The sequence below is a fragment of the Hyphomicrobium methylovorum genome, assembly GCF_013626205.1.
Classification (GTDB): Bacteria; Pseudomonadota; Alphaproteobacteria; order Rhizobiales; family Hyphomicrobiaceae; genus Hyphomicrobium_B; species Hyphomicrobium_B methylovorum.
Map to the genome: position 1 here is coordinate 1,331,651 of NZ_QHJE01000001.1, position 25,742 is coordinate 1,357,392.

Below are 25,742 nucleotides of genomic sequence, written 5' to 3' on the forward strand. Positions count from 1 at the left end.
CAAATGAGCCTGTCTTCGCGCGATGCGCATCCAGAGATGCGCTTCACTCAAGAGACCGTCAAGGCGGCCGTAGTTCGGGATCCAACTCGAACTATTTTAACACGAGACTTCGCAAATTTACTGCCAGACGTCGCGGGTCCTTGCTGACGCCGATCTCGTTTGGCGCAATCGCGTCCGGCAGTGCGAGATTGAGTTCGAGCACAGGCTTCAACGTGAGAGACTGCGAAACTGCATCCGAAATCGGTATTTTGATGATCGTTGGATCGGTCTTGAGCAGCGTTGTTTCCAGAGTTGGCTCGCCGTTGAGAGAGACTGAAACCTTCTGAGACGGATGATTGGCTGTGACGAACGCCCCGAGTTCCAGCTCTATATGCTTGATGTCTGGAGATGTGACAGGAATCACAATTCTCGCCTCCGTGCCATTTGACCAGATCAGACTCGGTTCTTGATGCGACCATCCCTTGGCGAGATAACTCTGACCCAACTTCTTCTGGCCAGCGGGGGGCTGAGCAGCGAAGGATACCTTTTCGCCGACGGCTAACCTTATGTGTGCATCTGGCGATGGATACGACTTGTTACACTCGCCACAGAGATTCCATCCGGGCGCTACGATGTTAAGGCCGTCTATGCGGGCCAGCATGTCAGTCTGCGCACGAACGGACCCTTGAGCCAAAGCAATTAGAGAATCGTCGAGAACGTACAGCGTATCCGAATCATAAGTACCGGTACGAACAGCATCGGGACCGCGCGCTCGGAGCGCGCTCATTCTGGCCTCGTTCCATCTCGCCAGATACACCGCATCGGTACTCATATTGTGGACGCTGGCAAAGTAACTGATGTCCCTCCAGCTCGAAGACATGTTACTTGCGGGCAGCCGCCGCACTTTGGCGTAGCGCTCACCCGCCTTGTTCCAGAAACTATCAGCCAGAGATGTTTTCAGTTGCGGGCCGACTTCAGCAGCAAGCACGCCTGTAATTTTGCTTCGCCCACCGTGCGTATCTATAATCTGCACCGCCAGCGCGAGAGAAAGAAGAATAGCTGCCTGGCGCGCCGAATTCGCTTTCAGCGTGAATACGATCAAGCCAAAAAGAAGCAAATAATATACCGGCCAGAAGAACCTTCCGGAGCTTCTCAGTATAGATAGCGCCTTCACCACCCTATGTGGAAGCCAGAGATGATATTCAAATCCCCCGATGGCGATATTATGGGACACCGCGAAGCACGTAAGAAGAAACATAACAACGAACAAATACCGTCGCTTGTAAATTTCTCCGGAGATAAATTCCCACTCTCGAATTATAAATGGAATCGCAAACAGCGCGAGAATAATTACGCCGAGACCAAAATAATTAAATCCCTCGTAGTCTCCTGGTCCGCCCTTGATGTCTTTCAGCACGTAAGACCAATTGTTTGGATCAACCGGCGAAAGAAGATTCATTCTGTAATAGCCGAAACCTCCGGAGCCGACGTCACCTCCGACCGTGAAGTAGCCAACCGTCCATCCGACGAGACCCACTAAAACTAGCGTCGAAGCAATCTCGCGTAGAATGCTAGCTCGATCGGGTCGTGCCCTCGCCTCGCTGCTTAGTCGTGCCCAGAGGTCGGCACCCCAGATGACGAATAACATACTCGCGACATAAAAATGGACGCTGACCGCAGCCCCTAAAAGGATTGCCCAAAGGATCGGCTTGTTCTTATTCTTCGTCAGCGCAAGATATAGCGCCGCCAAAATCAAAAAATGGCATATTAGATTGACGTGGCCGAATCTGAACCAGAATGGCGGCGCAAATACAAAGAAGCTCGTCGCAAGCAATCGCAAAAATACTGAACGCGTTGCTAATCCTGTCAATAGCCAGGCAAACCATGCCTGCAATATTACGCAGGCATAAATCCATAACCCAAAATATTGGAATGGTTGAGATGACAGACTTGAAATCGGCTTAAATACTAAAGCCAATAACGGGTTTGAATCGGAATAAACAACCGAGTTCGAAATTTCCAGCCCATATCTTGGGTTCGATCCCAGCGGCCAGCCCCAGGCGCTCTGGCGGAAGAACTCCCACCCCAAATAATTTGCTGCCCAGTCACCGTCGCCGAGCCAGCTTATGTTGGTCGGGTTCAAGATCTGAATCGGCAATAGGAGCAAACTGACCGCGATGCCAAGCAAAATTGGCGGAGCAATCTGCATTGCTCGCGACGATACTACCTTCATCAGGAACATCTTTCCCATCATGTCGCCTGCTGATGTAGTTAAGGCTACTGAGGGCGTCGAGTATTTTCATGGTCCCTCGCTCGGTGAACGGGACAGGGTTCCACACTCAGTAGGGCGCGCAGACTTGGGAAGCGCGTACTACCGGTAGACGAAGCCAAGCAAATAAGTTCTGGATTAGACAAGAAGCGGCGAAATAGTACTCACGGCGTCTCAGGTGTGCGAAGTCTCAAAACATAACCCGCGCCGCGCCCACAAACTTGTGGGCCTCGGCGCTTTCCATCCGCGTCACGTGACTTGCTTCGCTCGAAAATAACCCAGGAATAGATCTATGCGCCGCTATCTTCCCCACCTGACCGCGCTCGTCTTGGCGGTAGCTGTCGCGTTTATCGTGACGCAATGCGAAGTTGTTCAGTGGAATGCCGAGCAGGAAGTGCAGCAAAGCCGCTAGCAGAGGCCCTGCAAGAAACTGGCTTCGCGATTTCGAAGCGCTCGTTCGCAGATCATTCTGTCGATTGCTGTGGCGGTTCACCGGCAGGGGGATCGATAACCGCGGTTAGGCGGCCGAAAGCTTCGACGGGTTCAACCCAATAGACAAGGTTTTCAATCGTTGCGCGCGTTGCGATCTGCTGCAGAAGCACGGGCAAACGCGTGCGGCTGAGGATCACGATAAGCACACCCCGCGCTATGCGGCCGCGCACGCGTTCACGGATGCTTGCCGTGTCGAAGTCGTGACCATGACCATCGGCTCGCCACGTGGTGAAGCCAGTGAGCGGCGGCTCCGCATTCAGCATCAAATCGACGATGACGTCTTCCGCGGCTGGCGGATAGACGAGCGTCAGTTTGCAAGGGGATTGGTCCACGTCAGTCTCCGCGACTCGCTTTCGGCAACTCCGCGCGCGACACCGAAACGGCGGAACAGGATTGGAAGCAGCACCAGTGTCAGCACGGTCGACGACACCAGTCCGCCGATGACGACGATGGCGAGCGGTCGCTGAATTTCTGAACCGGGCCCGCTGGCATAGAGCAGCGGCACAAGCCCGAATGCCGCGATGCTGGCGGTCATCAGAACCGGCCGCAGCCGCCGTAGCGCGCCTTCAACGACAACGGTTGAAATTGGCATTCCGGCTGCAAGAAGCTGATTGAAGTGGGTGACGAGGACGAGGCCGTTCAGCACCGCAATGCCAAGCAATGCGATAAATCCAACGGATGCCGGGACAGAGAGATATTCGCCCGCGAACCAAAGCGACAGCATTCCGCCGATCATCGCGAAGGGGACGTTGGCCAAGATGAGGCCCGCCTGGCGCAGCGAGCGTAGCGTCGCAAACAGGACGAGGAAGATCAGGCCGAGTGCGATCGGAACGACGATGGCGAGGCGGGCTGCGGCACGACGTTGGTTCTCGAAGTTGCCACCCCAAATCACTCTGTAGCCAGCGGGCAGCGGCACTTTTTCAGCAACCTGCTTCTGCGCATCCTCCACGTAACCCACGAGATCGCGGCCGGAGACATATGCCTGCACAATCGCGTAACGGGACGCATTTTCACGGTCGACTTTCACCGGTCCGGCAGCGCGCTTCATCTCGGCCACGTCGCCGATACGCACCAAACCGCCGTCGCCAGCGGTGAGCTGACTCTGCATGAAGAGTTCCGGCGCCTGACGGAGCGCTTCCGGCCCGCGCACGACGATGCTGGTGCGCCGCTGGGGTTCGGCGACGATGCCTGCCGGTGTGCCTTCAAGTAGCGCGCGTAATTCGTCCTGGAGGCGCGTGACGGATAGTCCGGTGCGTCCTGCCCGCATGCGATCCATTTGGATCTGCAGATAATCGACCGAATCGTTGGATGCGGTCATCACCTCGGAGGCGCCCGGAACGTTGGTGAGAACGCCTTGGATGCGTCCTGCGAGATCAGCAAGGACCTTGAGGTCGGGCCCGAATATCTTCACGGCAAGATCGCCGCGTGCGCCCGTCAGCATTTCAGAGATGCGCATCTCGATCGGCTGGGTGAAGGCGTATTCGACACCCGGCACGCTTTCCATCGCCGTGCGCAATTTTTGCAGCAGCCATTGCTTGTCGGGAACGCCCCACTCATCCTTCGGCTTCAGCACCATGAACGCATCGGTCTCGTTAGGACTCATTGGGTCGAGGCCGAGTTCGTCGGAGCCGACGCGCGCAACGATGTTTTGAACCTCCGGCACCTGCTGCATGATCGCGCGCTGAATGCGCCCGTCCGTCAATGCGCTTTCAGCAAGGTTCACTGAGGGCAGCTTGGATGTCTGCATAATGACGGAGCCCTCGTCCATCGAGGGCATGAATGTCTTGCCGACCGCATTATAGGCCAGAACCATCGCCACCGCGCCGAGAAGGGCGAATGCGTAAACCGGCGTTGGATGCGCCAAACAGAAGCGAAGCAACGGCCGATAGCCGCCTTCCAAAATGCGCATAAGCAGCGGCGTCTTGTGCGCGCTTCCGCGTAGCATCAGCGATGAGAGAACTGGGATGACCGTCAACGACAGTAACAGCGATGCCGACAGCGCCAGGACGATGGTTATCGCGACTGGGGCAAACAGCTTGCCCTCAAGACCTTGCAGTGACAGCAGCGGAAGAAAGACGAGGCAGATGATGAGGATGCCGGAGGCAACGGGCATCACGACCTCGGCGGCGGCCTGATAGACGTGATGCAGAACCGGAATGCGCGTGTTGTCTACATTGTGGTCCAACCGTTCTACGGTGTTTTCGACCACCACCACTGCAGCATCGACGATGAGGCCGATGGCGATGGCGAGGCCTCCGAGACTCATCAAATTTGCGGACAGGCCGAACAGGCGCATCATTGCGAACGTAGCAAGTGCTGCGAGAGGAAGCGTGAGCGCCACGACGATTGCGGCGCGCAAGTTGCCGAGAAAGAGCAACAGCAGAACAACAACGAGGACTGTCGCTTCGAGGAGTGCCTTGGTGACCGTGCCGACAGCGCGGCTGATGAGGTCCGATCGATCATAGAACGCTTTGAGTTCGACGCCATCGGGCAGCGAGGGCTTTAACTCATCAAGGCGCTTGCGCACATCCTTGACGATGGCGCTCGCGTCGGCACCGCGCAGGGATAAAACCAATCCTTGTACCGCCTCGCCCGCGCCGTCTTTCGTAACGGCGCCGTAGCGTGTCAGACTGCCGATGGCGACCGTTGCGACGTCTCGCAATCGTAAGATCTTCCCGCCTTCCGACCGCAAGACGATTTCGCCGAGATCCGAGGGATTTTGGATTGCCCCTTCCGCACGCACGACGAGAGCCTTCTCGCCGTCGTTAAGCCGGCCGGCGCCGTCGTTGCGGTTGGTATGTTCGATCGCTTGTTTGATCTCAGCGATGCTGACACCGGTGCTGGCCATCGCCGCACTGTCGGGCACCACTTCAAAAGTGCGCACATAGCCGCCCAGCGCGTTAACGTCAGCGATGCCGGGTATCGTGCGGAGTGCGGGACGAATGGTCCAGTCGAGCAGATCGCGGCGCTGCGTAAGCGTCAGATCTCCGCCTTCGATTGTGAACATGAACACGTCGGAAAGCGGCGTCGATATCGGCGCGAGACCGCCCGATATCGTCGGCGGCAGCTCGCCAGCCGCGTTCGACAGTCGCTCGGCGACCTGCTGGCGGGCCCAATAGATGTCGGTGCCATCTTCGAAATCGATCGTGATATCGGCAATTGCATACTTCGCCGCCGAACGGAGATTCGTTTGCCGCGGAATGCCGAGCACTTCGAGCTCGATCGGGGTCAAGACGCGGGTTTCAACCTCTTCCGGCGTCATTCCCGGCGCCTTCATGATGATCTTCACCTGAACGGGTGAAATGTCAGGAAAGGCATCGACTGGGATATTCAGGAACGCGTGCGTGCCCAGCGCAGCAAGTAGCAGCGTGCACAACAACACGAATGCGCGTTGTACGAGCGACACCTCAACGAGCTTGCTCAGCATCGCTATTCCGCGCCCATCATATTCTCAAGCTGGGCGAGGCCGGAGACCGCTACCTTCTGACCGGCGACGATCTCGCCCTCAATGGTTGCGCCGTGCAGTGTCTTGCCGCGCAACGTAACGGGCACGGCTGTAAAACCATTATTCGTGCGCAGAAATACTTTCGGCTTTCCCGCCAGGTAGACAACGGCCTGGGAGGGAACATCGAAACTCGCGCTTGGCGCAGCGCGGTGAACGCTGAGCGTCACCATCTGCCCGACGGCAAATCCGCTGGAGGCCGGAATCTGACCGATAAGGCGCGCAGAGCGCGTCTTTGGATCGATGCTGTGAACTACAGAAAGCACCTTACCAATGACATCGTCATTCAAATGGATGCTATCTCCGGCCCGCACCTTACCCAACAACGCGGCCGGCAACTGCGCCTCCACCCAGAGTTCGTCGGTTGTATCAATAACGGCAGCGGCGGCCATCGCTTCGACGTGAGAGCCCGCCGTTACGCTCGCTTCCACCACGCGGCCGTCCTGCTGCGCCACGAGCGTGTACGTACCGTCTTCGTTCATTCGAATATTGCCGAGTGACACGAGCCGCCGATGCTGCTCGACGACGGCTTTAAGTCCATCGCGCTGCGCTTCCGTTTCCGTCGCGCGTGTCGGAGCGGCGATGTTCTTGTCGGCTAGCGTCCGGTAGCGGCTGGCGACAGCGGCCGCCGCGGCAAGATTGGCTTCTGCCTGCCGAAGCTGTGACAGCGATTCAACAAACTCGCGGCTGGCGATGGTCATCAGCTCGCGGCCTTTTTTCACCGTTTCGCCCGGCAGAACATCGACGGAGATCACAGTCCCGGCAAATGGAGACGGAACGGCGATGCGACTGTTCGTCGGCGGAATGACCGTGCCGGGCAGAAGAGCGACGGCCTCGTCGCTCGCGGCGCGCACCTCTTCGAGCCGAATTTCCAGATGCTCAAGCTGGCTCTGCGAAATCGTTACTTCGGCCGCAAGCGCCCCCCAGCATCCAGGGCCTGCGAATGCAGCTATCCACGCGATCAGCCTACCGGAAACCATGCGACCGACATCCTCGTTGCCAGCCGCGTTTTACACGGTTACCTGAAATCAACCTGAATTGGGCCAAATCGCCACTCCAAGAGCCTGCATGTGCACGGAAATTGGCGTGAGCTCGGGCCCATAAAGCGCTGCGGGAGCGTTCCTATTCGTATTCTGCTGGTCGAAGACGACGATGGACTCGCGGCGCGCTTATCGGCCGGTTTGCGCGATGCAGGCTTCGTCGTCGAACACGCCAAGGATGGAGAGGATGGGTGGGCGTTGGGCGTCGATGGCGCTTTCGACGCCGCTGTGCTCGACCTCGGCCTCCCTACTCTCGCGGGCCTAGACGTTCTGCGGCGCTGGCGTAGCGGCGGCTGCGACTTGCCGGTGCTCATTCTCACCGCGCACGGCACGTGGACGGAAAAGGTCGAAGGCCTTAACTCCGGTGCCGATGACTACCTCTCGAAGCCGTTCCACACGCCAGAGGTCGTAGCGCGCCTGCGCGCATTGATCCGCCGGAAGTCCGGGAGCGGAAATCCTGTTCTCCAGAACCGCGACATCACCCTCGATACTGTCGCCGGGAAAGCAACGGCGGATGGCCGTGTGATTGAGCTGACGGCACTCGAAATGCGGATGCTGTCGTACTTCATGCATCGCGTGGGACGCGTCATCTCACAACAGGAGCTCGTCGATCGGCTTTACTCGCTCGACCAGAGCACCGAGTCGAACACCATCGAGGTCTATATCAGCAGGCTGCGGCGTAAGCTGGGGCGCGATGTCATTACGACCGTCCGCGGCCTTGGCTACCGTATGGATTGAACCCTCCAATGCGCAGCCTTCGCTCCCGACTCATGCTCGTAGCCACGATCTGGGCAGTGCTTGGTGTCGCCTCAGCAGGCATCGCGCTTTCGCTCGTCTTTCAAGACTTCCTTGGACGGCAGCTCAACGATGAGCTGCTCGAACATCTGGACGAGCTTGAGGTGCTGCTGGAAACCGGACCTGACGGCACACTCAAGCTCGTACGGCCGCTCAGCGATCCGCGCTATCAACCACCGCATTCGGGCTTCTATTGGCAAGTCCAGGATAATCGCGGCGTCATTGCACGTTCCGGATCGCTTAAAGGTGATACGCTTTCGATTTCGGAGCTACCGCGCGCTGACGGCGAAACGCATACGCTGATGATCGATGGACCGACCGGGAAACTGCACATCGCCGAGCGCGCACGGATGCTGGACACACCCGCGTCTCCCGTCCACTTCATTATCGGCACCGACGAAGCGCACCTTCGGCAAGAACTGCAGCAGTTCAACAATGTATTGCTGTGGTCGCTTGGTGGGTTTGCCGCTTCCATGATTTCAGCTGCGGTGCTGCTGTTGTTTTACGCCATGACCCCGTTCTCTCAACTTCGCGAAGGGCTGGCGGCGGTGCGCTCGGGCTCGGCGGCGTCGATGAAGGGCAAGTTTCCGGAAGAGGTTCAGCCGCTGATCGACGACCTCAATGGTCTGCTGCAGTCATCCAGCGAGCAGATCGGACGGGCGCGCGCGCAAGCGGGAAATATTGCACACGGTCTGAAGACGCCTCTGGCAATCCTGGTCGATGAGGCGGAGCAGCTCAATCGGCGCGGCGAAACCGAAACCGCTTCCGTTATCCGCGACCAATGCCGACGCATGCAAAGCCATATCGATTATCAGATCGCGCGAGCGCGCATTGCTGCGACACGCGCACGACCTGGTACCCTGTCGTCCTTGTCCGACGTCGCAACGGCGGTCACGGCCGCGCTCTCTCGCCTTTATGTCGATCGCGGCGTCGTCATCCGCAACGACATTCCGGATCGCGTCATGGTTGCGGCCGAACGCGAAGACTTGAACGAGTTGCTGGCGAACATCGTCGACAACGCTTTGAGGCACGCTCGAAGCGTCGTTCGCCTCGGGATTGATGGCGATTATTCGCGCCAGCTAAAATTTGTCGTCGAGGATGATGGCCCAGGCCTGCCGCCTGAAGCGTGGAAGATCGTTTTCAATATCGGAACGCAATGGGAAAGCGACAATCAGGGCTCGGGTCTTGGATTGGCGATTGTGCGCGATCTCGCTCAGCTGTACGGCGGCGATGTTGAGCTTGGCCGATCAGACCTGGGCGGCCTCAAAGTCACGATCCAATTGCCCGTTCCTGATCGCGGCGCTTTCCTTGTCAAAAAATAGTATGCATCCGCTCGTAGCAATCGGCCGTGGCCAAACGGCGCTGCGGAGACTGTAGAGTTGTAACGACGCAGTCGCTAACATCTCTCAAATTGCACGCCTGATCATTGAAGGGAATGGACTATGGAGAGGCCTGCCGCATTGGCGCCCGAGCTTGTGAGCGAATTCGTCCGGAAGGCGCATAGCGATATCGATCGCGTGCGAGAGCTGCTTGCGATCGAGCCCAAGCTCGTCAACGCGAGCTGGGATTGGGGCGGCGGAGATTTCGAATCCGGGCTTGGTGCAGCCGCTCACACCGGCGGCCGAGACATGGCGCTGCTTCTGATCGAACACGGCGCGCGCCTTGATATCTTTGCAGCCGCCATGCTCGGCAGGCTGGATATTGTCAAGACGGCGCTGGAAGCTTACCCGCAAGCCGCGAAGGCCCCCGGCGCGCACGGCATTCCGTTGCTGACGCATGCAAAGATGGGTGGCGAGCCTGCTCGCGCTGTCTACGAATACCTCGAGTCACTCGGCTAAGTGCAAACAGCTGCGCACTGATAATCCCGTGCGCAGCTTCCTCGCTTGTGACGCTTTGAGCACATGCCCCGGCCATTCGACCGCACGCGCATTGACTCGCCGTGTCATCCGGCGACACCCTATCTTGTCGGTTTCCGCAAGGAATCAATAGGGAATGCGGTGATGGCCTTGTGCCAAATTCCGCGGCTGCCCCCGCAACTGTAAGCGGCAAGCTCTTGACCACTCGCGCCACTGGAGCTGCGTTCCGGGAAGGCAGGTCAAGACGCTAAGACCCGCGAGCCAGGAGACCTGCCGACGGTCGTGGTCACACGCGAGCACGGATCAGACGGGGTGTTCTGATCGTTGACGGCTTGAGCTTGCTATGCGCTCGAGACGCCTTCGCTTGCTGTGACGTGCCACATTCGTCGTCACGCAGGTCCTATGCTCAATTCAATCTCCGGACTCCGGTCCAATGGCCAGACGCATCTGCGTCGCCTCTCGGCGGGTGCAAGCCTTTCCGTCCTCGCTTCGGTCTTTGCGCCGTGCCTCGTCAACGCGCAGCAAGCGGCGCCAAATTCGAGTGATCTGCCGCCTGTCACCGTGCTCGGCACACAGTCTCCGAAGAAGATGGCGAAGGCCAAAAAGCCTTCAACGGTCAAGCAAAAGGCTCCGGCCCAGGCGTCAACCAACACGCAGCCAGCGGAGCCTGTGGTTGATCCTGCCCAAACCGGCGTCAATACGCCGACCAAGCCTGGCCTCAATCTCAGCGTGCCGACCACAGCGGGTAGCCGCCTCAATCTCACGCCGCTCGAAACACCTGCCAGCGTCAGTGTCATTTCCGGCGAAGTCGCGCGCGACCGCGGCCAAGATACCGTGACGGACGCCGTTACGCATAATGCGCCGGGCTTCAGCAGCGTTGCCAATCCGGTTTACGGCCAAGCGTTCGCCAGCCGCGGCTATCAAGGCAATGGCTCAGTCGTGCGGCTTTACGATGGGACGCGCATATCGCCAGGCCGCGGCAACGTCACCTTCCCGTTCAACATGTGGTCCGTCGACCGTATCGAGGTTTTGCACGGTCCGGCTTCGGTTCTCTATGGCCAAGGCGCGATTGGCGGCGTGATCAACGTCGTTCCCAAGAAGCCGATCACGACGCATTACGAAAACGAAGCGCAGGTTTACGTCGACTCGAACCTGGGGCGACGCCTTTCGTTCGATAGCGCTGGTCCGTTGAATGAAGCGCTCTCCTATCGCTTCGATGTCACGGGAGACGCTTCGGAAGGCTGGGTGGATCTTGGGCACTCGGAGAATTTTGGAATTTCCGGCGCATTGAGGCTTCAGGCTGCGCCAGATCTCGTGTTCACGCTGTCGACCGACTACGGCGATCAAAAGCCGATGCGTTATTTTGGAACGCCCTTCCGTGACGGCGAAATCGACAAAAGTCTGCGCGAGAAGAATTATAACGTCTACGACAGCCGAATTCGGTTCAAAGACAACTTCACACAGTTGAAGACGGAATACACGCCAAGCTCCGCGTTGTCGTTCCGTAACATCTCTTACATTTCGTCCAGCAATCGCGAGTGGCGCAACGCGGAGGATTACTTCCTCAATCCGGTCACCGGCGACGTCGACCGGAGCGGCTATATTCATATCGTTCAACAGCAAGATCAGATCGGCACGCGCAACGACGCGACGGTTCGCAGCCGGATCCTAGGATTTGCGAACGAGTCCGTCGTCGGCTTCGATATTACGCGGACGCGCTTTGGATACTCGAACTACATTCCGTCCGAGGCGAACTCGCTCAATCCTTACAACTTCGACCGCGGATTTTTCCCGAATCCTGATCGGTTGGACCCGAAATACAAATCCGAGCTGACTGAGTACGGCGTGTTCGCCGAGAACCGCATTCATCTTCTCGACAATCTTACAATCGTCGGGGGCGTGCGCTTCGATGCACCGACGATCGAGCGCGAGGATGTAAGCCTTGGCCAGAGCTTCGAAAAGACGTTCGGAGCTCTTGGTTGGCGCGTTGGCGCCGTGTATGAGCCGATACGGAACTTCGCATTTTTTGGCCAGTACACGGTTGGTACAGATCCGATCAACGTGCCGCTGCTCGATCTTGCAAAGAATTTCGCGAAATTCGGTTTGACGACGGGCAACCAAGTCGAAGTCGGCATGAAGCAATCGTTCTGGAACGGGCGTGGCGAGTGGACTCTCGCCGGTTATCGCATCGAGAAGAACGACCTCATCGTTCTCGACGCTTCGTACCAATTCCAGCAAATTGGACAGCAGTCATCCTACGGTGTCGAAGCATCGGGCGGGCTCGAGCTTGGATACGGATGGCGCATCGATGCAAACGCCGCATGGCTGAAAGCGCAGTATGACGATTTTCAGTACATCGATTTTTCGACATTTGCCGTCACAGACTACAGCGGCAAAACGCCGATCCTTATTCCAGAGCAGACTGCGAACATCTGGCTGTCATGGGCCTTTGCGCAGGGCTGGAAGGCAAGCGGCGGCGTGCAGTACATCGGATCGTCTTATGAGAACTTCGATAACACGGTGGAGCGCCCGGCCTATACGATCGTCAATGCCGGGTTGCAGTGGAAGCCAACCGACATGACGACGATCGATTTCCGCGTGCAGAACGTGTTCGATAAGGTCTACGCGGAATATCTGAAGTATGACGATCCCGCTTCCGGCGGCCTTGGCGGATTGCAGGGATATCTGGGGCAGCCTCGCACATTCTCGGGCGCTGTAACCGTTAAGTTTTAACCTCGGCTTCTACTCCGCCACACAGTTATTCCCGCGCGCGATGCGCGCGGGAATTTGTAGAAAAGTGCACTGCTACTTCGTTTTATGCTCCGGTGTGCGGTCCGACGTTCCTTCATGCGTCTGGCCTGCATCGGTTCCTGTTGCACCAGCCGTACCAGCGTTCGGCGTACGGTCGGGTGCGGGGTTGCCCGGCGTCCGATCCGACGTTTTGCCGTTGCTGTTCGGTTCTGTATTGACGTCAGTTGATGTCGATGCAGGTGGTGTGGTTCCGGCGTTGTCTGCCGCGAAGGCGTACGAGCCGCCCAACGCAATCGCGAGCGCGCCGCCGCCAGCCAATATTGCCCTTTGAAGTTTGTACATTTTCCTCTCCTAACAAAGTTTCTGCTGTGAAGGGTACGGCTGCGGGGAGCTTACGGTTCCCAAGAAAGTCGGGATGACGTTCCTTCGCCGCGCGGCGGCCGCACGATTTATTGAATGCAACCTGCACGCTTCGCTCGCGCGCAACACAGGCAATAGACTTCTATGAATGCGCACGAGCAGGCGCCTGGACGATATTAGAAGCGGTCACTTCTGCCGATGAATCGGCGCGCGCTTCAACAGCATTTGCTTTCAGCGCGTTTGTTCGCACCGAGCGCAGAAAATCCGCCATCAAATTAAACACAGGCTCCGAGTTGTGCTGCCGAGCCGACGAGTAGCTACTGCCAAGCGACTTGGTGAAATCGAGCACGACGATGCGCGCATTCGGAAAAATCGCGCGGGCGCGTTTTGTGAGAATCGCGATGGTTCGTTCGCTGATTCCCCCAACGGTATTTATCGCGACAACTTCTGGGTGGTAAGATGCGTCGACCTCCGAAAGCGCCGTCAGCCCAGATGCGTGCGTCAAGCCGAGCGTGCTGTCCGGCAATTCCTCGTTCGCCACGCATTCCGCAAACCGCGTGGCTAGTATGTCAACTGATCCTCGCGCCGGAACGATGATGACTTGCGGGGACTCGATTTCGGCGCGTTCGGGGCATCTCGCCTTTACGATCTTGTCAATGGTCGCTTCCAATTCATCGAGATCTTCCGTGTCCAAGCGGCCTCGCCGACGGTCGTTCTCTGCGAGGAGAAGTGCCGGAAAGATGATCTCATCAATGGCGTGGGCAACGGGGCGCCCTTCCTCTTCCTCCTCAATCTGTTTCGACGCGGCCATTGCGTCACCGGAAAGAAGCCGATGATAGAAATCATACGGCTTCGATAGAGGCGGCTCATTTCCGAGCAACACGGATACAAAGGAAAGCTCCGGGACGTACTTGCCAAGTACGACGATCAGCAAGGTCAATGGGGCGGCCAAAACGAGACCGATAGGACCCCACACCGACGTCCAGAAACTTGCCGATAGCACCATGGCGAACGGAGATAGCCCTGCGCGCTTCCCAAGCACCAGCGGCTCAAGGACTTGGCCCATGATCGGCTCACCGACGAGAAAGAGCACAAGAGTCATGATCGCCTTCGTCCAACCAGGATCGACGGCTGCAGCGAGAAGAATTGGCGGGATCGCGGCTATGAAGATGCCGATGAAAGGAACGAAGCGCATGACGAACGCGACGACGCCCCAGAGCGCCGCATTCGGCACGCCGATAAGGAGAAGCGCGCATCCAACGACAAAACCAAATCCCGCATTGAGGATGAGCTGACCAATGAACAAGTCTGACAGACGTTCGCCAGCGTCCGACATAGCGGCGGTCGTCTCGCTCATGTTCTCGGTGCCGAGGACGCGAACGACGCGATCGCGCAAATCTCGATATTGGAGCAGCAGAAACAGCGTGAACAAAAATGTCAGTGCTGTCTGTGCGAGTGGCTCAGCAAGTATGCTTAGGCCGCGCCACCCAGAACTTTCGTCCGAGGTGACGATAATGGTGCGCTTCGCTGCCTCATCCGTCGCTGGAGGGGACGTCTGTGCTCCCGGAGCTGCGGCTGGATCCTCGCCAATATGGAGTTCCCGCGAAATCATCGTTCGATAGGTCGACACCGCATCGATCGCGCGGGAGACGATACCGCTCGGCGCGGAGCTTGCCGAAACGCTGCGGACTTTCTCGACTACGTTGGTGCGATAGGCCGGAAGCTCGGCGGCAAGGGATAGCAATTGCGAACTTAGCGCAATTGACGCTCCTAGAAGAACTGCGCTCACAAGGCCGACGACGGTCGTTACCGCAAGCCACTCAGGAAATTTGACTTGAGTAAGCCAGCGCACCATCGGCACGAGGATGAAGCACGCTATGACCGACAGAGCCAAAGGCATCAGGATGTCGCGTCCGACCACGAGCAGCGTGATCACGAGCGCCGCTGTTATGAGCGCTGCCGACAAGGTACGCAGGGAATTTGAGATTAACGGCATCGTTCACACCCGGTTTTGCCCCGAGCATCGAACACGCACGATGGGAAACTTGTTCCAGTGCGGCAGCTGTAAATAGCGACGCTTGGACGCCGGCGCCGGAACTCCTCAGCTGCCGGTCAGTAATTTTTTGTTGGGGCCCCGCGAACGCCGAAACTAAAATTCAGACGTCGGCGTTTGGGAGTCAGTGTTCATTCAGAACCGCGGAGAGACCCATGGCGACAACGTCGCAGCAAGATACCCATAACACCGTCAAAGATCTGACCGGCCAAGCCAAAGCCGCGATCGATAGTACGGCTGATACCGTTCACGATGCGGCACGTGAAGCGCGGCGCCATGTTGGCGCTGTTGGCGGCAACTTCAATACGGCCCTCGATAAATCGTTGAAAAATCAGCCCTACACCACCCTCGTCATGGCGGGCTTGGTCGGGCTGGTCGTCGGCGCCCTCTGGAAGTCGTGAAGTCATCTAGGTCGCTTTGAAGGGCGGATAAGCGCGTGATCTCAATTCTTGGAACTGCGAAGCGGTCTTTAGATAGTACGGTCGATTCCTATCTCGGCCGGTTGGCGTTTGCTGCCTGCATTCTTGGTGCAGGCGGCTTCGCCCTGGCAGGGCTTTGGGTATTTTTGAGCGAGCGATACGATACCATCGTCGCCAGTTTCAGTCTTGCGGGCTTGCTGGCAATCGCCGCTTTGATCATCCATTTCTCGATTCTCGCGGCCGAAAAGCGCGCGAACCGGGATATAGCCGTCGTCGAGAAGACGCTTGAGAAGAACGTTTTTCCGGTGACGAACGCACTACCGTTCGATTTGCCGACGGCGCTCACGGTCTTGCCGATTGTTCTGCCGCTCTTGCGATCGCTGCGGCCGCTGCTGCCCATCGTTTTGGTTGCGGGTCTCGCGGTTGGATATCTCGTGCTTACCTCACCGAAGGACAATTCTGACAAGACTGCATCGGCGTGAGCGTACGCTTTCCAGCAGGAGGAAATCATGAGCGGCAGAAAGAAGACGAGGCCGGAACAAGACTCGGAACTCAACGAGTCTCTAAAAGAGACTTTTCCCGGCAGTGATGCGCTTGCCTCGAACGTTACGGACGATCCGGCGGTTCGCCCCGTCAACCGGCAGCCACCGAAGATCGACAAAGATCTTGTCGATCGCCTTGCAAAACAGGCCAAGCAAGCGGGGACCAAGAACCCATCGCGTTAAGACGAGAATCAATGGGTTTTAAACCCGCTTTACGCGGACGCCAGGCGGCACGATGGAGCGAAAGCGCATTGCAATCGATCGGAAACTTCTTTCGGCGCTTCACGAATTATCAGAGACCAGCGGCCGACGCCTCGATAAATTGCTCAATCAAGCATTGCGCGATTTCCTAAAGAGCCAGGGTCAGCCGGTCTCGGTGGAAGACGCTCTGAAGGAAAGCACACGACGCATTCCCGCGAACGACACGCACCCCGGCAAGGTCATCAAACGCAGGCGCTAGCGGCTCGCGCGACCAGTACAAACTATTAGCGGCCGTCGATCTTAGAAGCCATCACCGATATTGTGCGTTGATAGACGGTGGCCTTGTTCCAAGCGGCTATGGCTGCGTAGTTCGCCGAACCGGGCTCCCATGAGCCGCCTCTCTTCCAACCGTGCGCCGCAAGATAGTTAGCCGTTGAGGCCAACATGTCCGGCACGCTGTGAATGAGATCGCGATGGCCGTTTCCGTCGAAGTCTACGGCGTAGCGCATGTAAGGCGTGGGCAGGAATTGCGTCTGGCCGATCTCGCCAGCCCAGCCACCGCGAAGCTCGCTCGGTGATAGATCTCCACGCGCAACGATGCGCAGCGCATCCATAAGCTGGCCCGTGAAGAATTCCGACCGGCGGCAATCGTATGCGAGCGTTGCAAGCGAACGGATGATCGAGTAGCGCCCGCTCGTGTCGGCGCCGTAGTGGGTCTCAAGGCCCCAGATCGCGATCACAACTGCGCCCGGCACGCCATATCGCTGCTCAATCCGGTTGATCGTTGCGCGATGCTTTTGCATCAGAGCGCGTCCGCGCGCGATCATGGCGTTGCTGACGCGCCGCGCGTAAAACTGCTCGAAGCTCAGCTTGAACGAATGCTGCCCCCGGTCGAGGCGGATAATCCTGGGATCATACGTAACACCAGCGAGCGATGACGCGATGACGCCGGGCTTAATGCCCTGCGCAGCGGCGCGAGATTTGAATTGCTCAAGCCAAGCGTTAAAGCCTGCAGGACCATTGCCGCACTGCGCGGCTACGCCTGCCGTCGGCAGCGCAAACACCGAAAGAGCCAGAGCGAAAGCTGCAAACTTCCGTTTCGCGCCACGTCGCGCGCCGAGATCGTATCGCATCGCATCCTGCCGTTTTTGAGAACTTTAGCGGAGTATAAGGGCACGGCGCGCGGCATGCGCTGCGTCATTCGACCCGATTCAATAGTTATCGACGCAGATACGACGCACCCGCATATCGTAGCCGGTGTCGTAGAAACAGCGAACGCTCGGAACCACGACGCGTTCGTAAACGCGAACTCTTTCATATACGGCGGCAGGTCTCCGCCGGACTGGGTATGGCGCGGGGTAGAAATCGCGGCGGTAAGCCCAGCGATCATAGCAGCCGCGAAAATCCGGCGCGTGGTAGCCATAGCGGTCATAACCGCACCGACGATGCGTTGCGTCGGCGGGCGTCGATAGCGCGAACGCCGTCAAAGCAGCAGCGGCGCCTGCCGCAATGTGATGCACACGGATCATCGTACTCTCCCTAGGCGCCTTACCATACTTAAAAACTCGCAGCGGAAGCTTAACGTGATCGATGTTCGATGCCTTAAGAGAGAGAAAAGAGGCTTAAAAAATGCTTTGGGCGCCGCATGGGGCGCCCAAAGGTTTAATGAATTTCGATTGCTCGCGCGAACTGGGCGTTCAGCTTACCAGCCGCGGTAATGACGATGATGATGGTGGTGATGCCTGCCGCCGTACCAACGGTAAGGATATGCGGCCGCGTAATACGGATACGAACGGTAAGAGCGGCGATAGTACGTCTCTACCGGCTCGTCGTAATAATCGTAATCGTAGGCCTCGTAGCGACGCTCGACGACAACTGGGGCGCGCCGTTCGACGAACCGCTCCTCATCGCCATAGTAATAGCCAAGGTCGGCGGCGGCGGCCGATTGCGGCGCGAGACCGGCGACAGCGGAAACCGCCAGAGCGCACATCAGCATTTTCATGGCAATACTCCCATAAAGTCGGTGCCACCCAAAAAACATCTCTAGCGCTGAATGGTTGCTGAACGTTTTCAACGCGAGACAGAACGGCGCGCTTTTGCGTGCTGGCGTAAAGAATTGCTTAAAAGCGTGACAACGGGCGTTCCAGTTCGCGCCTAAAGGCGGCGAACAGGGAATTCAGTCCGTTTCGTCGTTGCCGCCGGTCTTCGGCGCTTTCTTGTTTTTAAGGGTCGAACCCGACTCTTTGAAGTTCAGCAGGTGTGCATCGTCAGCGGAGCCCTTCGTTTCGGCTACGACACCGAAGGGCAAAGGTTCGTCCTGCGTGTAGCGTTTGCCGAGACGGTAGGCGATCTCAGCGCGCGCCGTTTCAACGCCAAGATAGAACGCATGCCCTAGGTCGGCGCGCGTATCGAGATGCGGGAACAGTTCGAAGGGATCATCGGACACATGATGCCCGTTGCGATTGTAGATGTGCACGCCGTCTTCCGCGACTTCGATGCGATAATTCGGATCGCGGATTTGCGCGGCGAGGTTCTTGATCTCGTCGGGCGTCGAGGAGAAACCCCGACGATCGCGAAGCGCCATCAGGCCCATACCAAATCCCTGCGGAAGCGCATTCGCCTTTTTGGCGGCGAAGTATTCGCGGCGGGCGCGGTCGAATTCCTTGATCGCCGTCCGACAGTGAGGGCTGACCTGCACGGCAAGCACGGCTGTGATGTGAAGTTCGGAACACAGCCCCATCAGAAGAGCATTGATGCCCGTCGTATCGGCGTCCGTCAGTTCGGTTACGTTGCCAATGCCCATCAGGATTGGCACGTCCGGACGGCGCTGCCGCAGATCGTAATAGCGCGCGATCGAGGCAGCGAATCCATAGTGGATCGGATCTAGAATAGGATCAGCGTAGTAGGGCTTTCCCTTCGCGATCATGATGTCGATGGCGCGATCGAGCGACGCCATATCGGCGGCGCCCGCAGAGACGAGGATCGGCACCGCTGGGCCTTCGTCGGCAATCGAAATGTTTTTCTCAGAGAGACTGAGCAGATAGTCGGCTCCGGCGCGAGTTGCGCGCGACAGTTCCTCCGAGTTGAAGGAATCGACGCTGACCTTCACGCCGTCGGCCTGAAGCGCGCGAATGGTATCTTCAAGATGCGGAAACGGGCTATCCGGCAAACATCCGAGATCGATGACGTCTGCGCCGTCGGCGCGCATCTTGCGCGAGCGCTCTACGATTTGCTCGGGCGTCATAAGCGTTGCGTCGATGATCTCAGCGAAGATCGTCACGTCATGCTGGCTGAGGTCGACCTGCGCTTTCGAATGACCGAAGTATTCCGGCAGATCGGCGATTTCATCGGGGCCTCGCTCGAAACGGGTGCCGAAGAAATCGGAGAGCCGATCGAGGTCGCCACGGAACCGTCCGGGCATCACGACACGATCTGCGCCTTCCGGCAGCTTCAGGCGGCGTTCGACGATTTCCGTCGTCATCAACGCAGCGACTTTGACGCCGACGCTCGCGACGACCGGCTCAATATCGGGACTGTTCAATTCATCGGCGATCCGCTTGACGCGCGGCTCAGCCAACGATCCCGTTACCAGTACGACGCGCTTGGCCATTGGCCGACTTCCTTCCACACAAGTGTAACCCTACCGCCGGGTTTGAACGTAACGCATTGCCACGGCGGGCTGGACGACCGACAACGTAGCCGATTTGCGCCGCTTCTGTGGGTGCGACTTGGAGACGATTAACGCATGAAGAAAGTGCTGCTGATCGGTATCGGCGCCGGGCACCCCGACCATCTGACGATACAGGCCGTAAAGGCCCTGAATACCGTCGATGTTTTCTTTTTCCTGGACAAGGGTGAGGTCAAAAGCGATCTGGCCAATTTCCGGAAATCCATCTGCGAGCGCTTCATTGAGGGACGTACGTACCGCTTCGTCGAGGCCGCCAGCCCCGTGCGCGATGCGAAGGCGGCGGACTATGCCGCCGGGGTGCGTGCCTGGCATGACGACAAAGCGACAATCGTCGGCCGCATGATCGCCGAAGAGCTTGCAGACGGGCAGGTTGGCGCGTTTCTGGTTTGGGGCGATCCGTCGCTCTACGATAGTACTATCCGCGTCATTGAAGACGTTCTGCGCTCAGGCCGCGTCGCCTTCGCGTATGAGGTGATCCCCGGCATTACGAGCGTGCAGGCGCTGGCGGCGCAGCACAAAATCGCGCTGAATACGATCGGCGGACCGATCCAGATTACCACCGGCAGACGGATCAAGGACGGATTTCCGGAGGGCGCCGACACCGCCGTCGTGATGCTTGATGACGGCTCCGGGCTTCAAGCCATTGGCGGAGACGATCTTGAAATTCACTGGGGCGCTTACCTCGGCACGTCCGACGAAATTCTGATAGCGGGCAAGCTTTCCGACCAAGCCGAAGAGATCGCGCGTGTGCGCGAACAAGCGCGCGCTCGGAAAGGCTGGATCATGGATACGTACGTCCTCAAGCGCGTTCAGAAGAGTGAGCGCTGACGTATCATTCTATTTGTATCTAAATTGGAACCAGACTGCGTATCTATCTGGCATTGCGACTTAGCTGTCTACAAACCATCTTACGGGCCACAGACGGCTTACGGAGGCAGCTATGAGCAAAGTTCTCGTTCTTTACTATTCCAGCTACGGGCACATCGAGCAGATGGCTCAAAGCGTGGCTGAAGGTGCCCGCGAGGCTGGCGCTGATGTGCAGATCAAGAGGGTGCCGGAGTTGGTACCCGAAGAGGCAGCGAGAGCGAGCCATTTCAAGCTCGATCAGGCGGCGCCGATTGCAACGGTCGATGAGCTTCCGAACTACGACGCGATCATCATCGGCGTTCCGACGCGCTTTGGAAACATGCCAGCGCAGATGAAGAACTTTCTCGATCAGACCGGTGGGCTTTGGTTCAGCGGCAAGCTGATCGGCAAAGTCGGAAGCGTGTTCACATCGACGGCCACGCAGCACGGCGGACAGGAAAGCACGATCCTCTCCACCCATACCGTTCTTCTGCATCACGGCATGGTCATCGTCGGTCTGCCTTACTCGTTTCAAGGGCAGATGGGTGTCAAGGAAGTCACCGGGGGTTCGCCCTACGGCGCTTCAACCATCGCCGACGGAGACGGGTCGCGGCAGCCATCCGCGAATGAGCTCGCAGGTGCGCGCTTCCAAGGCAAGCACGTGGCTCAGATCGCAGCGAAACTCGCAGCATAACCGCTGCTTGAATGCCGCCTTCGCCGGCGGCCACGTTCACTGAGACGCCCGGAAACGGGAGAAAGGAATTGTCATGTCCGGCATCCATCACATCACCGCAATTGCGGGTGACGCGGCTCGCAATCACGATTTCTATACGCGCGTCCTTGGAATGCGGCTTGTCAAGAAGACGGTGAACTTCGACGATCCGGGTACCTATCACCTCTATTTTGCCGATGAGACCGGGTCTCCGGGAACTGTCTTGACGTTCTTTCCGTGGGGCCATGCGCCCAGCGGACGGAACGGCGTTGGGCAGGCACAGCAGACGATGCTGCGCGTTCCTGAAAGCGCCATCGGATACTGGGCGCATCGGCTTGTCGAGAAGGGCGTACCGCATGAAGCGATCGAAAAGCGCTTTGGTCAGTCTGTTTTGGCATTCACTGATCCGGATGGCCTGAGCCTTGCGTTTGTCGGGGTGCCCGGTGCCGAAGCCGAAACCGCTTGGGCAGGGGGCGACGTGCCCGTGGAGCATGCCGTTCGCGGCTTCCATGGCATTCGCCTGCTGCTCGATGAGAAAGCGCCGACTGCAGCCGTACTCACGAAAGCCCTCGGCTTTCGCGAGGCTGAAAGCGAAGGACCGGTTTCCCGGTTTATCGCTGACGGATCGGTTGCCGGAAGCGTCGTCGAAATCCGTGAAGCGAAAGGCTTTCTGCCCGCTCACATGGGACGTGGTTCCGTTCACCACGTCGCATTCCGTGCGGCAGACGATCAAGCGCAGGCTGACATGCGGCGCAAGCTCGTCGATGAGCTTCATATCCAGGTGACGGAACAGATTGACCGCAACTACTTCCGGTCAATGTACTTCCGGGAGCCTGGCGGCATCATCTTCGAGATCGCGACGGATGCACCAGGCTTCGCAATCGATGAGGCTCAGTCCGAGCTTGGGACTGAGCTGAAACTGCCAGCATTCCTCGAGAAGAGGCGTGACGAGATCGAAGCTCGTCTCCAGCCTCTCACTGGAGTTGCAGCATGACGCGAGAACCGTCGCAACTGAGCCGCGCGGGCGCACCTATTGGTGCCGCCCGCGCGGCCGTCATCATGATCCATGGTCGCGGCGCGAGTGCCGGCGGCATGTTGGGTCTTGCCGATGCTTTCGGCACGACAGACGTTGCATATCTCGCGCCTCAAGCGCCGCATGGGAGCTGGTATCCCTACTCGTTCCTCGCGCCGCTTGAAGATAACGAGCCTGACCTTGGCCAAGCACTCAATACGATTTCGAGCGCCGTAGCTGGGGTCATTCGCGATGGCATACCGTCTGACCGCATTGTGTTGCTCGGCTTCTCGCAAGGGGCATGTCTTGCCCTTGAATACGCGGCACGCAATGCGCAACGCTATGGCGGTGTCGTCGGGTTAAGCGGCGGGTTGATCGGGCCGGACGGAACGCCACGCACGTATCCTGGATCGCTAGAGAATACGCCTGTATTCCTAGGGTGCAGCGATATCGATGCGCATATTCCGCTGGCGCGTGTCGAAGAGTCGGCGTCCATTATGGCGTCTCTCGGCGGTGCGGTTACCAAGCGGATCTATCCGGGCATGGGGCACACCATCGCGCAGGACGAAATCAATCACGTCCAAAAAATTCTGTTCGGCATCGGAGCTGAACAAACACTGTAGGTCTCTGCATGGAACTCGACTTCGAGCAGCTCGCACCCGACGATCGTTACAAGATTTTGACCTCTACAATTGTGCCACGGCCGATCGCCTGGGTAACAACGCTTTCCAAGAACGGCGTGGGTAACACTGCGCCGTTCAGCTTCTTCAATGCGATGAGTAAGGCGCCCCCGCTTTTAGCTCTCGGACTGCAGGCCGATAGCGACGGAAGCATGAAAGATAGCGCGCGCAACATTCTCGACACTGGTGAATTTGTCGTCAATCTCGTGCCGTCTGCAGCGATCGAAGCGATGAATTTGACGTCGATCGACGCGCCGCCGGACATTGATGAACTTGCTTTGGCGGGACTTGAAACAGTGGCGTCCACCAAGGTGCGGCCTCGACGGATCGCCGTGAGCCCCGTTGCTTTCGAATGCCGCCTGCATACACCGCTTGAAGTCGCCAAAAACCAACTCGTCGTGCTTGGCGAAATCGTTGCCGCCCACGTGGACGACGCATTTATTTTGGATGCGGAGAAGTTCTACGTCGATACGCTTCGGCTTGGCCTGGTTGGCCGTATGCACGGTGGTGGATGGTACTGCGCGCCCAATGCAAGCTCAGCGTTTCAGGTGGAGCGTCCAGCGCCGTTTGCAACGCGCGCAAACGCAAGCACGCTGCCGGAGCAAAAGCGTTAGCTGTGCCAGTGGACAGATGATCCGCGCCTCAGGCACGGCGCCTGTCCGCTGGCATTAGCTTTCTTAGTTCGGCCGGTTACGCGCCAGCCGGAGAGCTGCGCGTTGCTTCAAACAAGAACCAGACGCGGCGTTCCGTTTCGTCGATCCAGTTTTCCAGAAGGCTCGCCGTCGCGACATCCTCATGCTCGTCGCAGAGATCGTGTGCTTCGCGCATTGAGGCGACCAACTGCAGATTGTCGTCACGCAGTTCCGACAGCATATCGCCGGGCGAAACGAATTCAGCATCGTTATCAAGAATCCGCTGCTCTTTGCTGATCTGCCCGATCGACCGAAGCGTCGTGCCGCCGATCTTACGAACGCGCTCTGCGATCGGGTCGGTCATGGCGAAGATCTGGGTGCCCTGGTCATCCAGCATAAGATGATAGTCGCGGAAATGCGGACCCGAGACGTGCCAATGGAAATTTTTCGTCTTGACGTAGAGCGCAAAGGTATCGGCGAGCAGCGCTGTCAGCGCGCCTGATAAATCCTTGATGGCGTTGTCGGAGAAATGTGAGGGCGTCTTGAGGGGAGCCTTGCGGCGAGATTTGGCAGTATCCGTTGACATGGGATTTGGCTTTCCTTGCTAAGCGAAGAAGCGCCTTGGGATGAAGCAAGAGGTTTCTCCAGGGCGAACGTTTTGGAGAGGGGAGCCGTTCCCCCAGGAACCGTATATGGCGCGTGTTTCAGACCATGCGGAACAGCGCGTCCCGCCCGTACGGCGACCGGCGAGCAGCCAATAAACGCCTCTCATTGCCGGTTGTCTACGGAGCAAGAAGGCCCCAGCGTTAATACCAAAATACGATTGTCACAAAACCGGACTACTGCAATGGAGGGGCATGATGTCAGGCGATTGGTTGTTCAAGACAGCTGCTTTCAACGTCCTCTTAGCTGCGCCCTGAACCCGATACATAGCGGTAAGCTCCCGCGACACCGAACGCGCCCAGCGCCGAAAGCAGCACCAAGGCGATCAACGACGGCAAGCCGTCATCCAGACCCGCAGTGGCCACGACCCATGTCGAAAGCCACGCGCCCGCAAGTCCGCCCAGGATTGCGGTTATCACATTCCCCGTCCCACGCAGCATCAGCCCAATGACTGCGCCAATTATCAGGCCCGGATATAGCGCCGGCCATAGATGATCGCCCATGTTCCCCTCCCCCATTCAACGTCTGTCGAATAGCGCGTTCGCGGCTCGCGATGCCGCAAAAAAAGACCGGCACACGTGTGCCGGTCTAAGGTTATCGCTTGGGAAGCGAACATGCAGTGCGGTTAAGTAGCCTAAGTGACGCGCATTAGAATTCAGCCGCGGGACCGACCGCCGCCAAAACGGGAATCCCGTCGTGGTACGGGAACTCGACCCGTGATCTGGACTTCTGCGTCTTATGGTCGGAATCGGAGACGCTCTTTCCTTGCGGCTTCAATCGCTCTGGCTGACGCCTCAGGCTTTTAAAGTAGCTGTAATCCAGGCTCATAGCGCGACACCTCCGCGTTCGTTTGCAAATACGCGGCGGCGCTTGCGGCTGACGGAATGCGCGATTGCTGCTCGCTCGGCGAGGAGCGCGTTCGCAAATTTGCGGCCCTCCAGAGCGTTATAGACATCGAGTGCGCTGTGGAAGCTGTAGTGGCTCTCACCGTCCTCACGGATGATGACTCCGGCCTGATCGTCGCCGACTTCGATAACGTATGATTTAGACATGAGGTCTCTTGCCGGCGGAGGCCGGCATCCTTTCAGAAAAAACGATTTTGATGTGCGGCCTAAGCCGCGGACCGGCAGCTCAGCAGCTGCAGCAACAAGAGGCGCGCATCCCGCACGGCATCTTGGCCAAGATCAATAACTGGTCCATCGTCGCATTTTTCATGAGCGTTCTCCTTTGTGCGGAGCCCACGAACGGCC

The 25,742-nt window shown here is 58.2% G+C and carries 26 protein-coding genes and 1 riboswitch; of the genes, 13 read left to right on the forward strand and 13 right to left on the reverse strand.

From position 1 onward, the window contains the following. Window positions 1-91: 91 nt before the first annotated feature. The 4 genes from DLM45_RS06505 to DLM45_RS06520 form a co-directional block, all read right to left on the reverse strand. A complete protein-coding gene (locus tag DLM45_RS06505) occupies window positions 92-2,230 on the reverse strand; it encodes a DUF6311 domain-containing protein (protein ID WP_181336363.1) in 2,139 nt (712 codons plus the stop codon). 482 nt (window positions 2,231-2,712) lie between these two features. Then, on the reverse strand, window positions 2,713-3,072 hold the full coding sequence (locus tag DLM45_RS06510; protein ID WP_181336364.1) for a DUF3240 family protein: 360 nt from the start codon (window positions 3,070-3,072) through the stop codon (window positions 2,713-2,715). Then, a complete protein-coding gene (locus tag DLM45_RS06515; protein WP_181336365.1) occupies window positions 3,048-6,167 on the reverse strand; it encodes an efflux RND transporter permease subunit in 3,120 nt (1,039 codons plus the stop codon). The genes DLM45_RS06510 and DLM45_RS06515 overlap by 25 nt, the downstream gene beginning before the upstream one ends. A gap of 2 nt (window positions 6,168-6,169) precedes the next feature. Further along, a complete protein-coding gene (locus DLM45_RS06520; RefSeq protein WP_181336366.1) occupies window positions 6,170-7,222 on the reverse strand; it encodes an efflux RND transporter periplasmic adaptor subunit in 1,053 nt (350 codons plus the stop codon). Between the two features lie 144 nt (window positions 7,223-7,366). Between DLM45_RS06520 and DLM45_RS06525 the strand changes: the two genes are divergently transcribed. From DLM45_RS06525 to DLM45_RS06540, 4 genes are all read left to right on the forward strand, one after another. Next, window positions 7,367-8,020, forward strand: a complete 654-nt coding sequence (locus DLM45_RS06525; protein WP_181338211.1) for a response regulator transcription factor — start codon at window positions 7,367-7,369, stop codon at window positions 8,018-8,020. 32 nt (window positions 8,021-8,052) lie between these two features. Beyond that, complete coding sequence (locus tag DLM45_RS06530; protein ID WP_246317192.1) at window positions 8,053-9,399, forward strand: sensor histidine kinase; 1,347 nt, start codon at window positions 8,053-8,055, stop codon at window positions 9,397-9,399. 120 nt (window positions 9,400-9,519) lie between these two features. Next, window positions 9,520-9,915, forward strand: a complete 396-nt coding sequence (locus tag DLM45_RS06535) for an ankyrin repeat domain-containing protein (RefSeq protein WP_181336368.1) — start codon at window positions 9,520-9,522, stop codon at window positions 9,913-9,915. A gap of 111 nt (window positions 9,916-10,026) precedes the next feature. Further along, a riboswitch (cobalamin riboswitch) is annotated at window positions 10,027-10,225 on the forward strand. Window positions 10,226-10,335: 110 nt separating this feature from the next. After that, window positions 10,336-12,666 carry a TonB-dependent receptor gene (locus tag DLM45_RS06540; RefSeq protein ID WP_181336369.1) on the forward strand — a complete coding sequence of 777 codons (2,331 nt, stop codon included), beginning with the start codon at window positions 10,336-10,338 and terminating at the stop codon, window positions 12,664-12,666. Window positions 12,667-12,738: 72 nt separating this feature from the next. Here the strand turns inward: DLM45_RS06540 and DLM45_RS06545 are convergent, their stop codons facing one another. Next, window positions 12,739-13,026 (reverse strand): hypothetical protein, encoded by a 288-nt coding sequence (locus tag DLM45_RS06545; RefSeq protein WP_181336370.1) that lies wholly within the window; start codon window positions 13,024-13,026, stop codon window positions 12,739-12,741. A 160-nt stretch (window positions 13,027-13,186) separates the two neighbouring features. Further along, entirely contained in the window at window positions 13,187-15,040 is a 1,854-nt protein-coding gene (locus tag DLM45_RS06550; RefSeq protein WP_181336371.1) for an AI-2E family transporter, read from the reverse strand. 212 nt (window positions 15,041-15,252) lie between these two features. On the opposite strand from DLM45_RS06550, the gene DLM45_RS06555 reads away from it, so the two are divergent. From DLM45_RS06555 to DLM45_RS06570, 4 genes are read left to right on the forward strand one after another with little or no spacing between them, the layout of a single operon-like run. Next, window positions 15,253-15,498, forward strand: coding sequence for a hypothetical protein (locus tag DLM45_RS06555; RefSeq protein ID WP_181336372.1), 246 nt, complete (start codon window positions 15,253-15,255; stop codon window positions 15,496-15,498). A 35-nt stretch (window positions 15,499-15,533) separates the two neighbouring features. Further along, window positions 15,534-15,998 (forward strand): hypothetical protein, encoded by a 465-nt coding sequence (locus DLM45_RS06560; protein ID WP_181336373.1) that lies wholly within the window; start codon window positions 15,534-15,536, stop codon window positions 15,996-15,998. A gap of 27 nt (window positions 15,999-16,025) precedes the next feature. Beyond that, window positions 16,026-16,241 (forward strand): hypothetical protein, encoded by a 216-nt coding sequence (locus DLM45_RS06565; protein WP_181336374.1) that lies wholly within the window; start codon window positions 16,026-16,028, stop codon window positions 16,239-16,241. Window positions 16,242-16,293: 52 nt separating this feature from the next. Beyond that, window positions 16,294-16,518, forward strand: coding sequence for a hypothetical protein (locus DLM45_RS06570; protein WP_181336375.1), 225 nt, complete (start codon window positions 16,294-16,296; stop codon window positions 16,516-16,518). Window positions 16,519-16,543: 25 nt separating this feature from the next. Here DLM45_RS06570 and DLM45_RS06575 read toward each other — a convergent pair whose 3' ends face one another. The 4 genes from DLM45_RS06575 to DLM45_RS06590 form a co-directional block, all read right to left on the reverse strand. Further along, the gene (locus tag DLM45_RS06575; protein WP_181336376.1) at window positions 16,544-17,392 is read right to left on the reverse strand and encodes a lytic murein transglycosylase; all 849 of its coding nucleotides are present in this window, start codon (window positions 17,390-17,392) and stop codon (window positions 16,544-16,546) included. 78 nt (window positions 17,393-17,470) lie between these two features. Continuing rightward, window positions 17,471-17,788 (reverse strand): hypothetical protein, encoded by a 318-nt coding sequence (locus tag DLM45_RS06580; protein WP_181336377.1) that lies wholly within the window; start codon window positions 17,786-17,788, stop codon window positions 17,471-17,473. Window positions 17,789-17,961: 173 nt separating this feature from the next. After that, the gene (locus DLM45_RS06585) at window positions 17,962-18,261 is read right to left on the reverse strand and encodes a hypothetical protein (RefSeq protein ID WP_181336378.1); all 300 of its coding nucleotides are present in this window, start codon (window positions 18,259-18,261) and stop codon (window positions 17,962-17,964) included. A 174-nt stretch (window positions 18,262-18,435) separates the two neighbouring features. Further along, window positions 18,436-19,869 carry a DUF6513 domain-containing protein gene (locus tag DLM45_RS06590; RefSeq protein WP_181336379.1) on the reverse strand — a complete coding sequence of 478 codons (1,434 nt, stop codon included), beginning with the start codon at window positions 19,867-19,869 and terminating at the stop codon, window positions 18,436-18,438. A 135-nt stretch (window positions 19,870-20,004) separates the two neighbouring features. Between DLM45_RS06590 and cobF the strand changes: the two genes are divergently transcribed. From cobF to DLM45_RS06615, 5 genes are all read left to right on the forward strand, one after another. Beyond that, window positions 20,005-20,775: a precorrin-6A synthase (deacetylating) gene (gene cobF, locus DLM45_RS06595; protein ID WP_181336380.1), complete on the forward strand. Its 771-nt coding sequence runs from the start codon at window positions 20,005-20,007 to the stop codon at window positions 20,773-20,775. 112 nt (window positions 20,776-20,887) lie between these two features. After that, a complete protein-coding gene (gene wrbA / locus DLM45_RS06600) occupies window positions 20,888-21,487 on the forward strand; it encodes an NAD(P)H:quinone oxidoreductase (protein ID WP_181336381.1) in 600 nt (199 codons plus the stop codon). A 73-nt stretch (window positions 21,488-21,560) separates the two neighbouring features. After that, complete coding sequence (locus DLM45_RS06605; protein WP_181336382.1) at window positions 21,561-22,499, forward strand: ring-cleaving dioxygenase; 939 nt, start codon at window positions 21,561-21,563, stop codon at window positions 22,497-22,499. Beyond that, window positions 22,496-23,140 (forward strand): alpha/beta hydrolase, encoded by a 645-nt coding sequence (locus tag DLM45_RS06610; protein ID WP_181336383.1) that lies wholly within the window; start codon window positions 22,496-22,498, stop codon window positions 23,138-23,140. The genes DLM45_RS06605 and DLM45_RS06610 overlap by 4 nt, the downstream gene beginning before the upstream one ends. Before the next feature lie 8 nt (window positions 23,141-23,148). Next, window positions 23,149-23,811 carry a flavin reductase family protein gene (locus DLM45_RS06615; protein WP_181336384.1) on the forward strand — a complete coding sequence of 221 codons (663 nt, stop codon included), beginning with the start codon at window positions 23,149-23,151 and terminating at the stop codon, window positions 23,809-23,811. Window positions 23,812-23,887: 76 nt separating this feature from the next. Here the strand turns inward: DLM45_RS06615 and DLM45_RS06620 are convergent, their stop codons facing one another. The 3 genes from DLM45_RS06620 to DLM45_RS06630 form a co-directional block, all read right to left on the reverse strand. Then, a complete protein-coding gene (locus DLM45_RS06620; RefSeq protein ID WP_181336385.1) occupies window positions 23,888-24,415 on the reverse strand; it encodes a Dps family protein in 528 nt (175 codons plus the stop codon). Window positions 24,416-24,734: 319 nt separating this feature from the next. Beyond that, window positions 24,735-24,995: a hypothetical protein gene (locus DLM45_RS06625; RefSeq protein ID WP_181336386.1), complete on the reverse strand. Its 261-nt coding sequence runs from the start codon at window positions 24,993-24,995 to the stop codon at window positions 24,735-24,737. Between the two features lie 321 nt (window positions 24,996-25,316). Further along, on the reverse strand, window positions 25,317-25,544 hold the full coding sequence (locus DLM45_RS06630) for a hypothetical protein (RefSeq protein WP_181336387.1): 228 nt from the start codon (window positions 25,542-25,544) through the stop codon (window positions 25,317-25,319). Between the last annotated feature and the right edge of the window lie 198 nt (window positions 25,545-25,742).

Coding starts and splice junctions, on each gene's coding strand:
- DLM45_RS06505 (WP_181336363.1), bottom strand. CDS start 2,230: ATGGGAAAGATGTTCCTGATGAAGGTAGTATCGTCGCGAGCAATGCAG.
- DLM45_RS06515 (WP_181336365.1), bottom strand. CDS start 6,167: ATGCTGAGCAAGCTCGTTGAGGTGTCGCTCGTACAACGCGCATTCGTG.
- DLM45_RS06520 (WP_181336366.1), bottom strand. CDS start 7,222: ATGGTTTCCGGTAGGCTGATCGCGTGGATAGCTGCATTCGCAGGCCCT.
- DLM45_RS06530 (WP_246317192.1), top strand. CDS start 8,053: ATGCTCGTAGCCACGATCTGGGCAGTGCTTGGTGTCGCCTCAGCAGGC.
- DLM45_RS06535 (WP_181336368.1), top strand. CDS start 9,520: ATGGAGAGGCCTGCCGCATTGGCGCCCGAGCTTGTGAGCGAATTCGTC.
- DLM45_RS06540 (WP_181336369.1), top strand. CDS start 10,336: ATGCTCAATTCAATCTCCGGACTCCGGTCCAATGGCCAGACGCATCTG.
- DLM45_RS06545 (WP_181336370.1), bottom strand. CDS start 13,026: ATGTACAAACTTCAAAGGGCAATATTGGCTGGCGGCGGCGCGCTCGCG.
- DLM45_RS06550 (WP_181336371.1), bottom strand. CDS start 15,040: ATGCCGTTAATCTCAAATTCCCTGCGTACCTTGTCGGCAGCGCTCATA.
- DLM45_RS06555 (WP_181336372.1), top strand. CDS start 15,253: ATGGCGACAACGTCGCAGCAAGATACCCATAACACCGTCAAAGATCTG.
- DLM45_RS06565 (WP_181336374.1), top strand. CDS start 16,026: ATGAGCGGCAGAAAGAAGACGAGGCCGGAACAAGACTCGGAACTCAAC.
- DLM45_RS06570 (WP_181336375.1), top strand. CDS start 16,294: ATGGAGCGAAAGCGCATTGCAATCGATCGGAAACTTCTTTCGGCGCTT.
- DLM45_RS06575 (WP_181336376.1), bottom strand. CDS start 17,392: ATGCGATACGATCTCGGCGCGCGACGTGGCGCGAAACGGAAGTTTGCA.
- DLM45_RS06580 (WP_181336377.1), bottom strand. CDS start 17,788: ATGATCCGTGTGCATCACATTGCGGCAGGCGCCGCTGCTGCTTTGACG.
- DLM45_RS06585 (WP_181336378.1), bottom strand. CDS start 18,261: ATGAAAATGCTGATGTGCGCTCTGGCGGTTTCCGCTGTCGCCGGTCTC.
- DLM45_RS06590 (WP_181336379.1), bottom strand. CDS start 19,869: ATGGCCAAGCGCGTCGTACTGGTAACGGGATCGTTGGCTGAGCCGCGC.
- cobF (WP_181336380.1), top strand. CDS start 20,005: ATGAAGAAAGTGCTGCTGATCGGTATCGGCGCCGGGCACCCCGACCAT.
- wrbA (WP_181336381.1), top strand. CDS start 20,888: ATGAGCAAAGTTCTCGTTCTTTACTATTCCAGCTACGGGCACATCGAG.
- DLM45_RS06605 (WP_181336382.1), top strand. CDS start 21,561: ATGTCCGGCATCCATCACATCACCGCAATTGCGGGTGACGCGGCTCGC.
- DLM45_RS06610 (WP_181336383.1), top strand. CDS start 22,496: ATGACGCGAGAACCGTCGCAACTGAGCCGCGCGGGCGCACCTATTGGT.
- DLM45_RS06615 (WP_181336384.1), top strand. CDS start 23,149: ATGGAACTCGACTTCGAGCAGCTCGCACCCGACGATCGTTACAAGATT.
- DLM45_RS06620 (WP_181336385.1), bottom strand. CDS start 24,415: ATGTCAACGGATACTGCCAAATCTCGCCGCAAGGCTCCCCTCAAGACG.
- DLM45_RS06625 (WP_181336386.1), bottom strand. CDS start 24,995: ATGGGCGATCATCTATGGCCGGCGCTATATCCGGGCCTGATAATTGGC.
- DLM45_RS06630 (WP_181336387.1), bottom strand. CDS start 25,544: ATGTCTAAATCATACGTTATCGAAGTCGGCGACGATCAGGCCGGAGTC.